Genomic DNA, 11,500 nt, shown 5'->3' with positions numbered 1-11,500 from the left:
TAGATTGACCATGTAGATTGCTTCTTTAAATTAAGGGTTTACAGCAGAGTAGTAGATAGCTATTATCTCGCTCGTTCGGAGGGGTGGCAGAGTGGTTTAATGCACCGGTCTTGAAAACCGGCGTGGGTTTATAGCCCACCCAGGGTTCAAATCCCTGCTCCTCCGCCATATTTACGAGAAAGGCCATCATTACTGATGGCCTTTTTTGTTTGTGCAATTTGAACCAAGGTTCCTCATTCTAAGTTCAGCTCCTCCGCCATATTTAGTCAAAATGCCGCTAAGCAATTAGCGGCTTTTTGCATTTATACAGTTTGAACCCTTGGGTTCCTGATTTGAAGCGCAGCTCCTGCGCCATATTCACAAGAAAGGCCATCAGCATTGATGGCCTTTCTTGTTTGTGCAATTTTCATTTCAGTTTTCTCATCCTAAGCCCTTTGTTGTTCACGGCTTTCGATTTAAGTGAATATGAAATAGTCAATCAACGCTATTAACCATAAATTTAAGTTTACAGTGGCGACAGAGATAGCTATTATCTCGCTCGTTCGGAGGGGTGGCAGAGTGGTTTAATGCACCGGTCTTGAAAACCGGCGTGGGTTTATAGCCCACCCAGGGTTCAAATCCCTGCTCCTCCGCCATATTTTACAAAAAAGGCCATGTTTATTCATGGCCTTTTTTGTGTGTGAAATTTGAACTAGGGTTCTTCATTCTAAGCGTAGCTCCTACGCTTTTTTGCATTTAAGCTATTTAAAAACCTTAGGTTCCTGATTCTAAGCGTAGCTCTTCTGCTATTTTCACGTGAAAGGCTATCAGTAATGATGGCCTTTTGTTTTTCTTGAACTGAAAAATTGCCTATATTTGCTGGATATTTTGATATCGATTTAACAGGGATTTTAGGCTGGTCATTCTGGGGTTATTGCTTCGTTTTTAAACGCTTTTTATTGGTATGCTATTCTGGAATCGTTCCTTTAAATATCATCTAGTTAACAATGTTGAATTTATGCTTTGCGAAATGGGGTTGTTGGGCTAAATTAGCCCTATGAACTCGTTATCCGTTTGCCATGTTGCTTTTTCTAACACACGGATCGAGCTGTAAATTGTAAAAGGTGGGTTAAGTTGATTTCGATATATTTGGTTGACGATCATGAGCTTGTGAGAACTGGGATCCGCCGCATCTTGGAAGATGAACGTGGGATCAAAGTCGTGGGCGAAGCCCCTGATGGTGAGACTGCGGTGCAGTGGGCTCGCCAGAATGAAGCGGATGTGATCTTAATGGATATGAATATGCCTGGGATGGGCGGATTGGAAGCCACTCGAAAAATTTTACGATATCAACCCCATGCAAAAATTATTGTATTAACTGTACACACGGAAGATCCGTTCCCAAGTAAGGTGATGCAGGCTGGCGCTTCGGGCTATTTAACAAAAGGAGCGACGCCGCCGGAAGTACTGCAAGCGATTCGTCAGGTCTCTCGCGGACAACGTTATTTGTCCCCAGAAATTGCCCAACAGATGGCGCTGAGTCAGTTTAATCCCGCCGATGAAAACCCGTTTAAGTCTTTGTCTGAACGTGAGTTACAGATCATGTTGATGATCACTAATGGCGAGAAGGTTAACGATATTTCTGAGCAACTGAACTTAAGTCCTAAAACCGTTAACAGTTACCGTTATCGTTTATTTGCTAAGCTGGGGATCAGTGGTGATGTCGAACTAACGCGGTTAGCTATTCGCTATAAGATGTTGGATGCTGGCCATTTTTAATGGAAAGTGGATTGCGTTGGTCGATGACTTTAATCTAGCGAGTTCTTGGGTTACATGTTCCTATGTTGTTTGTGTTAAGTCTTCAAAACTGTGGGTGTGAATGATGTCTAATGAATTTAACGCCCAAAGTTTCTTACGTACTGTTTCATCCTCTGCTGGGGTTTATCGCATGTATGACGTCAAGAATGACGTCATTTATGTGGGTAAAGCAAAAGATCTTAAAAAACGGCTCAGCTCGTATTTTCGTAAAAACCTCGGTAATGTTAAGACCCAAGCCTTAGTCTCACATATTCACCATATTGATGTGACGCTGACCCACAGTGAAACAGATGCTCTGTTGCTTGAGAATGATTACATCAAGCAATACATGCCAAAATACAATGTGTTGTTGCGTGATGACAAATCTTACCCTTACATCTTATTAAGCCAGCATGAGCACCCAAGGCTTGCCTATCATCGCGGTCCGCAGCGGGAAAAAGGCCACTATTTTGGTCCTTATCCCAATGGCGGTGCTGTGCGTGAAAGCCTGCATTTGATGCAGAAGCTGTTTCCAATTCGTCAATGTGACGACCTTTACTACAAATCGCGCTCACGGCCCTGTTTACAATATCAACTTTCCCGTTGTAGCGCGCCCTGTGTGGGTAAAGTCAGTAACGCTGATTATGATGAGCAAGTGAAATTAGCCAGCCTGTTTTTAAAGGGGAAAGATCAGCAAGTGATCAGCGCCTTGGTTGATAAAATGGAACTTGCGGCTGAGCAGCAAGCCTATGAACAGGCAGCACGATTTCGCGATCAGATCATGGCGCTGCGTAAAGTTGCCGAGCAACAGGAAGTCTCTAATAATAAAGGCGATATGGATGTTATTGGGGGGCATTATGCGTCAGGCATCGCCTGTTTCCACCTGCTATTTATCCGCGAAGGTAAAATTTTTGGCAGTCGTAGTTATTATCCTTCAGTGCCAGCCCAAACTGATATGGATGAAGTGCTGCGCTCCTTTATCCTACAGTTTTATTTAAATGCAGATATTCAACGCACTATTCCAAAAGAAGTGGTGATTAGCCATAATTTTGAAGAATTACATGAACTTGAAGCGGCAATTTCAGAGGCGCTAGATAAAAAGTTTTCGATTAAGACCAATGTTCGCGCCGACAGGGCGAGCTTCTTACGTTTAGCCGTGACCAATGCGACGAATGCAGTGGTTACGCGCTTGTCCCATAAAAATACGGTCGAGCAGCGTTTTGTGTTACTCGAAGAAATCTTAGAGTTGAGTGGGCCTATCCAGCGGATGGAATGTTTCGATATCAGTCATACCATGGGAGAGAGCACCGTTGCCTCCTGTGTGGTATTTAATCGAGAAGGGCCGCATAAAGGCGAGTATCGTCGTTATAACATCGAGGGTATTACGCCGGGCGATGATTACGCGGCAATGAAGCAAGCGGTAAGCCGCCGTTTCGATAAGATTGAGGCAGGCGGTAAAATCCCTGACATTCTGTTTATCGATGGCGGACTAGGGCAGTTGCGTATTGCCCAAAAGATAGTGGATGAAAAGTTTGTTCATTTGGATAAAGCACCGCAGCTTATTGGGGTGGCGAAAGGTGAGGGCCGTAAACCTGGGCTTGAAACCTTGATCTTAGGGGATACCGAAACCAGCTTTTCCCTCGAAGGGGATTCGCCAGCACTGCACCTTATCCAACATATTCGTGATGAATCCCATCGATTTGCAATCACTGGCCACCGTAACCGTCGCCAGAAAACCCGTAATACTTCAACATTGGAATCGATTCCTGGTATTGGCCCTAAACGTCGTAAAGCTTTGTTACAGCATTTAGGAGGATTGCAGGAAGTGAAAGGGGCAAGTGTGGCGGAATTAGTCAAAGTACCAGGGATCAGCATAGAAATGGCACAAACCATTCATGATGCATTGCGAGGGTGATAAAATTAAGGCAAGATTGGCGCTGCTTTTGACTAACTGGTTTGATCATGCCGTTTAACTTACCTATAGCATTAACTCTTTTCAGGCTTTTTTTACTGCCCATTTTTGTGGTGCTGTTTTATTTACCCTATGACTGGACCCCTTTTGTTGCCGCATTTACCTTTTGGCTCGCGGCGTTAACGGATGCATTAGATGGTTATGCTGCCCGTAAATTGAAACAATTAACTCGTTTTGGCGCTTTTCTTGACCCAGTCGCTGATAAGTTGATGGTGATTACAGCTTTAGTTTTGTTGGTCGATCAATACGCGAATATCTGGCTGACATTGCCCGCCCTGTTTATGATTGGTCGCGAGATTGTCATTTCAGCGTTGAGGGAATGGATGGCTGAAATTGGTAAACGTGGTACTGTCGCCGTGTCTTGGATTGGTAAATATAAGACGGCTGCGCAAATGGTGGCAATTATTGGGCTGATTTGGCAATACAATCCTTTAATGACTAATGCCGCATTTGTACTGTTATATATCGCCGCTGTATTAACGTTTTGGTCAATGATGAGTTACATTTTAGCCGCTTGGAAAGATCTTACCGCTGAATAGTGCAATAAAAAATCAAAGAGATTATTTAGTGTGCAAGCAGTAAGTTATCGATAAAACAGCGGTTGACACTGGGTGGTAAATCGGTAGAATGCCACCCCGTAGACAAGAGGCAATGTGCAAACAAAGTCTTAACGTTACCAAATATTGATGTTTGATATTAGCTAGGTAATAAAGTGAAATGCTTTGTTTATCTGAGTGACTAGTAAAACAAGATGCGACATTAGCTCAGTTGGTAGAGCGATACCTTGCCAAGGTATAGGTCATCGGTTCGAACCCGATATGTCGCTCCAATATTTTTAAAGTCTAATTCTACTCAACATGAGTTAGCAACTATGGCGCGATGGCAGAATGGCTATGCTGCGGATTGCAAATCCGTCGATCTCGGTTCGACTCCGGGTCGCGCCTCCATAGATTAAAATATTAATGACACGATTCCCGTCGTTAATATCAAGAGTTTGCCCGAGTGGTGGAATCGGTAGACACAAGGGATTTAAAATCCCTCGCTGGTAACAGCGTGCCAGTTCAAGTCTGGCCTCGGGTACCATTATTTTGATAGTGATGGTAAAAATAAAGTCCGAATCTTCAATAGGCTTTATTAAATAGATTTATTAGTGTTAAGCGTTAATGATTTAGAGTTAATAATATTTTTGACATGATTCCCGTCATTAATATTCAGCGTTTGCCCGAGTGGTGGAATCGGTAGACACAAGGGATTTAAAATCCCTCGCTGGTAACAGCGTGCCAGTTCAAGTCTGGCCTCGGGTACCAAAAAAGAAAAAGCCTCGATATTCATATCGAGGCTTTTTTGCATTCAGATTTCTACTTTTAGTCGGCATTCTTCGTGAGGGGTTTAAGGTCAAACTTGACTGACACACTTAACGTACTGCTTACTTTAGTTCGCAGAGGTCCTTGCTGCGACGCACATCAGGAAAGGCTAATAACCCTAAAATCACACAATAGTGCTATGTTTTAAGCTGATAGTGTCATTTTGAAGTAAGCCTGTAGTTATGCTGGCAGAGAAGTCGAGTGATAAGGTATGGGATTATGTTTGCTGAAAAGCAGGTCGTGAGTTTTTAGCCTTGGCTTGTTCTATTTATGTTAGAGATAAAACCTATAAATAGTAAGCCTATAAATAAAACCCTAGGCATAAAAAAGCGCCAGTAAATACTAGCGCTTTTTATTCACTTACTCGGTCAGTTTATGCTTGTTAGACAGTGATACTAGTGAATATCAGCTTATTGCCAATCATCGCTATTCCAGCGGTACAGCCAAGTCGCTGCAAGTGGTTTATCGTCTTTCTTAAGCTGTATTCTCAGTTCGGCTACATTGGTACTTTCTGGTTCGAAGCTGATAAATACTCGAGCGCCATTGATGTCTGGGTGGGCGACAATCCGAGACGACAGGATTTTACCTTTGCTGATGCTGGCATCGATGATAATTTTATCAATATCTTGCGGCTTGATGTTACTGAAATCGATAAGTAATTCTTTGCCTTTTGCTAAGACTTGCCCCTTAGTACTGCGGACAACACGTGCTTTTGACGCCGTAGAAGGGCTGTCGTTTGAGGCTGTTATGCGATAGGAGTATTTATAGGGCTGATCCTTTTTCAGTCCGCCTTGCGGCTCCCAATAGGCAACTATGTTGTCGTTGGTTTCAGCATTAGAGGGAATTTCAAGCAACACCAGTTGGCCTTTGCCCCAATCATTGAGGGGTTCAATCCATGCAGAAGGTCGAAGTTGATAGTTTGCACTCAGATCTTGATAGTCTTCAAATTTACGATGGCGCTGGATAAGACCAAACCCCTTTATATCTTCATCGCCAAAAGCACTGATCTGCAGTTTGTTAGGATTATTTAATGGGCGCCATAGGCGTTCGCCATTACCACGATCGATTTGTAGGCCGTCGGAGTTATGTACTTGTGGGCGGTAATCGGGTTTATCTGAGTTATCGAGTCCGCCAAAGAGGAACATAGAGGTCAGCGGTGCAAGACCCACATGCTGGATATCTTTGCGTGGGAATAAGGTTACATCCACTTCGACACGTGATGGTGAACCGGGATAAATACCAAAACGATAGGCGCCAGTGACACTTTGGCTATCTAGCAGAGCATGAACCACAATTGCTGTCTGATATTTAGATGGACGCTCGACCCAGAAACGCTTAAACAGGGGATATTCTTCACCTTTTGGCTGAGCGACATCAATCGCTAAACCACGATTAGACAAGCCATAGGTTTGCCCTTTAGAGAGCACGCGAAAATAGCTCGCACCTTGAAACATGATGAATTCATCTTTTATTTCATCATCATTGATAGGGTAATGTAAACGCACACCCGCGTATTGGCCCACTTGAGTGATGAGTTTTTCAATGGTGTCGTTAGGGACATCGAACGAAGCTTCTGTTAGCTCAATTGGAATAGCTTTGCTGTTTTCGACCACGTCGATATCGACAAGGTTTTTATAGAGAAAGCCTGGAGCAAAAAGTTGTACCGAAAATTTGGTCGGTGTTCCGCCCCAAATCGCGGCATTTTCTTGGTAATTGATTTTGCCATAGGTCGCGAAATCGAGATCAACCAGTTCTTTAGGTGCTTTTTTCGCTTCTTTAAATGGCTTTTGCGACAGTTGTTGAGCGAGTTCAATGACTGTGTCTTGGGAGAATTTTTTGGATTTCTTCTCTGGTGCAGGCGTTGGTGTTGTCTCTGCCGCTGCGGCATTGACGTTGTTTATGCCGACGACATAGACGATGGCGGTCAAGATGACAAAAGATAGTTTTTTGAGTAATGCCGGATAACCGGTAGGGTAATTCATCATAAGATTCATTCGCAAAATGGAAACTCCTTACTAAAATGACGCTGATTCATAGGCACAATGTATGCTTCAGTCTATCTAATCCCTAAATATTAATAACTTGTCTGCTATAAAATCCTCAGTCGTGGGATTCGAGTAGCTGAGGTGAGGGATAATTTTACCTGCGTAGCTAGATATTTGTAACATAAATTATGCTTGGCGCTATTTTAGGTGCCGTTCTCAATACTTTGCGGTGTGATTTTACGATAAGTAATCGCAATTGGTACTGCAGTAAAAACTGTCTTGGCTGAGCTAACACTGTTCTCATTGAATTTAGTGGCGTTTTTACACAAAATTGGCGCAGTTGAATCGAGAGTGTTAATTAAAAACTTACAATATCAAATGGTTAATCTTAATTGTTGCTAATGAGTGATTCAGGCTCACGGTGTTAACTGTGAGCCCATTTAGATATGCTAACGTGGATATTAGGACTTGAGTAAGTGCGATAGGTCACTGCCCACAGGAATTAGGATCTCTTGCTGCTCACCACTGAATAAATACGCAGGTTTGTTACCTAAGAGTGATAGTGTGTCTCCTTGTCGCCACAAAGCTGAGCCTTCAACTATACCGATCACTGGGGTTAATGGGTCGACTTTAGTGAATTCTAATAATCGCTGGGCACGGGTTTCACCATTGTGGCCCGGTGCTTGGTAATTGGAATAGTGTGGATTGAGCTGGAACGGCACTAAGTTTAATGCGTTGAACGAAGGCGGTTCGATGATCGGCATATCATTAGTGGTGCGAATACTCAGTCCCGATACGTTTGAACCCGCACTCCAGCCGATATAAGGTTTACCAAGGGCGACTTGCTCACGAATAAGCGTGACCAGATCATAATGATATAGTTGGTGTAACAGGTGAAAGGTGTTACCCCCACCGATTAAAATTCCATCGGCATCTTTTATTGCTTGTTTAGGGTCTGGATGCTGATGAATACCACTGATATCGAGTTCAAGCTCAGCTAGCCCAGTCACGACAGACGCTAAATAAGTGTCATAACTCATGCTAACCCCTGCATAGGGGATAAAAATCCATTTTTGTGCGTTGGCGGTGAGCGGTTTAATAAAAGGGAGCGCGTGGGCAAGATAAGGCGTATCACCGACACGAGAGCTGCTCAGTAGTAGGGCGTTGATTGTCATTTTGTATCCTGAAATCTCGGAGTGTATTGGCATGTTAACAAAGATTAATTCCGATAAACATAGAGAGTTAAAGCAGAATTGCGCTCTAGCACGGCTAGCGGCGGTGTTTTTCAAGATAGTGATCCCCACCAAGATGGAGCGTTCGGGGCATTCTACTTCTGTGTGGCATCAATGCAAAAGTCAGTGATTGATGCGCCTTGAATTAAAGCTCTCAGAACGCGATGAAACTCGTCTCTTGAGGTTGCTTGGGCATAAGTTTAAGTTTCGATTAATATACTGTCCCTAGACTCTCGGCCATGAAAGGCAGTGTCTATATACGAGAAAGATACCTATTTTAAAAACTCTTTTCTTTTACCACTTGAATTTCGATGATTTGGACATATTATGTCTTTGAACAAAGTTAAATGGCCTATTCTTGCCCTAAAGGAGCTGAAATGAAGCGTATATTTCTATTGATTGCGACTAACCTAGCTGTGTTGCTAGTAGCCTCAATTGTGATGTCTATTCTAGGCGTGAACACGTCTACTATGGGTGGACTGCTGGTGTTCGCTGCCATTTTTGGATTCGGTGGGGCCTTTATCAGCTTAGCCATTTCAAAATGGATGGCGAAAAAGACCATGGGTTGTGAAGTCATCACCACCCCACGTGACAGTACCGAACGTTGGTTAGTGGAGACGGTTGCCCGTCAAGCTAAGCAAGCAGGGATTAAAATGCCAGAAGTGGCGATTTATCAATCGCCTGACATGAATGCGTTCGCTACTGGTCCAAGTAAAGACAATTCATTAGTGGCTGTCAGTACGGGTCTGTTATATGGCATGAGCCAAGATGAAATTGAAGGCGTATTAGCCCACGAAGTGAGCCACGTTGCTAACGGTGACATGGTGACCTTGACACTGATCCAAGGTGTGGTTAACACGTTCGTGATCTTCGCGGCCCGTGTGGTTGCTGGTATTATCAACAACTTCGTGTCGAGTAATGATGAAGAAGGCGAAGGTTTAGGTATGTTCGCTTACATGGCCGTTGTTTTCGTACTGGATATGCTATTCGGTATCTTGGCTTCAATTATCGTCGCTTACTTCTCACGTATTCGTGAGTATAAAGCCGATGAAGGTGCAGCACGTTTAGCGGGTAAAGGTAAGATGATTGCTGCGCTTGAGCGTTTACGCCAAGGCCCTGAAAGTACGGCTATGCCTGCACAAATGTCAGCCTTCGGTATTAACGGCAAACGTTCAATGGCAGAAATGATGATGAGTCATCCTCCATTAGAGAAACGTATTGCTGCGTTAAGAGCGAGCTAATATAGAGTGAGTTAACTCTTAAATGTTAAATGTGAGTGCTTAAGATTCACTTGATATTAGATTGAAGGCTTTTAACATCGGGCTCAAACTTTGGTTTGAGCCCGATTTTTTATGCCTGCAGCAAATTATGCTGCGCGGTTGCCGCAAGGGCACGGTAAACCAGTGTCGTTTGTTTTGCTTTGATATTCCAATGCTGCCAAAACAGCGGCACGCGCATGCGCCGTTCAGGGGTGATCTCAATCAGTATCCCTTTATCGATTAATGGTTTAGCTTGTAAATGCCCAACGAGCCCATAACCTAAACTCAAGTTAATCGCTTCTAAAAAGCTCTCGGAAGAGGGGATAGTATGTTGCCACCATTGCCCTGGCGTCATATTGAAATACTGGGCGAGAAACTTCTCGTGCAACTTATCTTTGGTGGAGAACACTACCGCTGGCGCCTTTGCTAACTGAGCTTGGTTGATGGTGTTGAATGACGAGGTGTCACTAAATGATGGAGTGTCGCTCAGATCGCTAAAATAGCGCGCGGCAAATTCGGGCGTGGCCACACAAAGGTATTCCATGGTGCCTAAAAACTCACTGCTGCAACCCGCCATCGGCACTTCGGTTGTGGTGACACATCCGACCGCTTCACCATTTTTCAATAGATGATGGGTGTAAGACTCATCATCGACAATTAATTCCAATAACCAAGCGTGGCGACTGAACATGCCTGCTAGCGCAGGTAAAAACCACGTGGCCAAACTGTCGGCATTCACAGCGATGCGCACTGTGGTTGGATGGTTGGGATCGTCGGCGTCCATCTCGGCTCTTAATTCACTCTCGAGCAATTGTACCTGTGAATAGTGACGCAGCAGGCGCTTACCTGTGGGCGTTGCGACCACAGGATTGGAGCGAATAAGCAGTGACTGACCGACTTTTTCTTCAAGTTGTCGAATACGCTGTGATACAGCCGACTGAGTAATGTGCAGCACTTTAGCGGCGCGGTCGAAGCCGCCTTCCGAGACTACAACGGCGAGCGCTTTGAGATTGGCGTATTCCAGCATAGTCATCCTTAATCGATCTGTGTTTGATGGTTATTAATCTTACTTATGATACATAAAAAACATTAGTTATATTAATTTTGTTGTTTTGACTATGCTAGCGCCTTCTTTGAACATGAGAGGTGGTTATGCAAGCGGCATTTATACAGGGTATGGGGATTGGTGGGAGTTTGATTATTGCTGTGGGCGCACAAAATGCCTTTGTGCTCAAGCAAGGCATCAAGCGCTCATACCCGTTACCGATTGCCTTGCTCTGCTCTATCATTGATGCGCTGATGATCACTGCGGGTGTCGCGGGGCTAGGACATATTATTGAGTCGTTTCCCACTATTAAGCATGTGGCGAGTTTCGGTGGCGCCGCGTTTCTACTTTGGTATGGTGCGAATGCGCTAAAGGCGTCGTTTGTGGCTAAGGGCATTGAGATGGATCAGGCCAATAATGCGGACACATTTAAGAAAGCCGTACTGACGACGCTTGGGATCAGTTTACTTAATCCGCATTTGTATCTTGATACTGTGGTGTTGCTCGGCAGCATTAGCACTCAATTTGATGATTTCGATCGGCCTTGGTTTGGCGCGGGTGCCGTACTGGCATCATTTATTTGGTTTTTTGGCTTAAGTTTTGGTGCGCGTTTGTTAGCGCCCATTTTTACTCGCCCAGCGGCATGGCGTTACCTTGACCGTTTTATTTGGTTAACCATGTGGAGCATTGCCGCTGTGATTATTTGGCCCTATGTGGCAGGATAAACCGACGTTGTGATGCTATAGAATACGGGCATAGCTGAATGCTTTTGCGGTTTTTTGCTTGGTTAGACCGTATCTTGTGGTATGAAAGTGAAAATTTTTCATGAAAAAGGTCCTGATTTCAGGACCTTTTCGTTATCGATTG

At 44.1% G+C, this 11,500-nt stretch carries 8 protein-coding genes and 6 tRNA genes; 11 read left to right on the top strand and 3 right to left on the bottom strand.

From position 1 onward, the window contains the following. Positions 1-77 precede the first annotated feature (77 nt). From L5M38_RS11755 to L5M38_RS11715, 9 genes are all read left to right on the top strand, one after another. Positions 78-168: transfer RNA gene (locus L5M38_RS11755), tRNA-Ser, on the top strand. Between the two features lie 376 nt (positions 169-544). Continuing rightward, positions 545-635 (top strand) — tRNA-Ser (locus L5M38_RS11750). Between the two features lie 478 nt (positions 636-1,113). Continuing rightward, the gene (uvrY, locus tag L5M38_RS11745; RefSeq protein ID WP_006082070.1) at positions 1,114-1,758 is read left to right on the top strand and encodes a UvrY/SirA/GacA family response regulator transcription factor; all 645 of its coding nucleotides are present in this window, start codon (positions 1,114-1,116) and stop codon (positions 1,756-1,758) included. A gap of 103 nt (positions 1,759-1,861) precedes the next feature. Continuing rightward, a complete protein-coding gene (gene uvrC, locus L5M38_RS11740) occupies positions 1,862-3,691 on the top strand; it encodes an excinuclease ABC subunit UvrC (RefSeq protein ID WP_173497734.1) in 1,830 nt (609 codons plus the stop codon). A gap of 47 nt (positions 3,692-3,738) precedes the next feature. Continuing rightward, entirely contained in the window at positions 3,739-4,287 is a 549-nt protein-coding gene (pgsA, locus tag L5M38_RS11735; protein ID WP_028759642.1) for a CDP-diacylglycerol--glycerol-3-phosphate 3-phosphatidyltransferase, read from the top strand. Between the two features lie 214 nt (positions 4,288-4,501). After that, positions 4,502-4,577, top strand: a tRNA-Gly gene (locus L5M38_RS11730). 44 nt (positions 4,578-4,621) lie between these two features. Next, a tRNA-Cys gene (locus tag L5M38_RS11725) sits at positions 4,622-4,695 on the top strand. A gap of 49 nt (positions 4,696-4,744) precedes the next feature. Continuing rightward, positions 4,745-4,831, top strand: a tRNA-Leu gene (locus L5M38_RS11720). A gap of 137 nt (positions 4,832-4,968) precedes the next feature. Then, a tRNA-Leu gene (locus L5M38_RS11715) sits at positions 4,969-5,055 on the top strand. A 467-nt stretch (positions 5,056-5,522) separates the two neighbouring features. Here L5M38_RS11715 and L5M38_RS11710 read toward each other — a convergent pair. Then, positions 5,523-7,106 carry a glucan biosynthesis protein G gene (locus L5M38_RS11710; RefSeq protein WP_411569307.1) on the bottom strand — a complete coding sequence of 528 codons (1,584 nt, stop codon included), beginning with the start codon at positions 7,104-7,106 and terminating at the stop codon, positions 5,523-5,525. 452 nt (positions 7,107-7,558) lie between these two features. Next, positions 7,559-8,272 carry a dipeptidase PepE gene (gene pepE, locus L5M38_RS11705; RefSeq protein ID WP_263179206.1) on the bottom strand — a complete coding sequence of 238 codons (714 nt, stop codon included), beginning with the start codon at positions 8,270-8,272 and terminating at the stop codon, positions 7,559-7,561. A gap of 434 nt (positions 8,273-8,706) precedes the next feature. On the opposite strand from pepE, the gene htpX reads away from it, so the two are divergent. Continuing rightward, a complete protein-coding gene (htpX, locus tag L5M38_RS11700; protein WP_006082065.1) occupies positions 8,707-9,570 on the top strand; it encodes a protease HtpX in 864 nt (287 codons plus the stop codon). A gap of 109 nt (positions 9,571-9,679) precedes the next feature. Here htpX and L5M38_RS11695 read toward each other — a convergent pair whose 3' ends face one another. After that, entirely contained in the window at positions 9,680-10,615 is a 936-nt protein-coding gene (locus L5M38_RS11695; protein WP_107947972.1) for a LysR family transcriptional regulator ArgP, read from the bottom strand. Positions 10,616-10,740: 125 nt separating this feature from the next. On the opposite strand from L5M38_RS11695, the gene L5M38_RS11690 reads away from it, so the two are divergent. Then, positions 10,741-11,358: a LysE/ArgO family amino acid transporter gene (locus L5M38_RS11690; protein ID WP_263179204.1), complete on the top strand. Its 618-nt coding sequence runs from the start codon at positions 10,741-10,743 to the stop codon at positions 11,356-11,358. Positions 11,359-11,500 lie beyond the last annotated feature (142 nt).

The sequence above is a fragment of the Shewanella sp. SM101 genome, assembly GCF_025654465.1.
Lineage (GTDB): Bacteria > Pseudomonadota > Gammaproteobacteria > Enterobacterales > Shewanellaceae > Shewanella > Shewanella oncorhynchi.
This window is presented reverse-complemented; position numbering and strand designations above follow the sequence as displayed.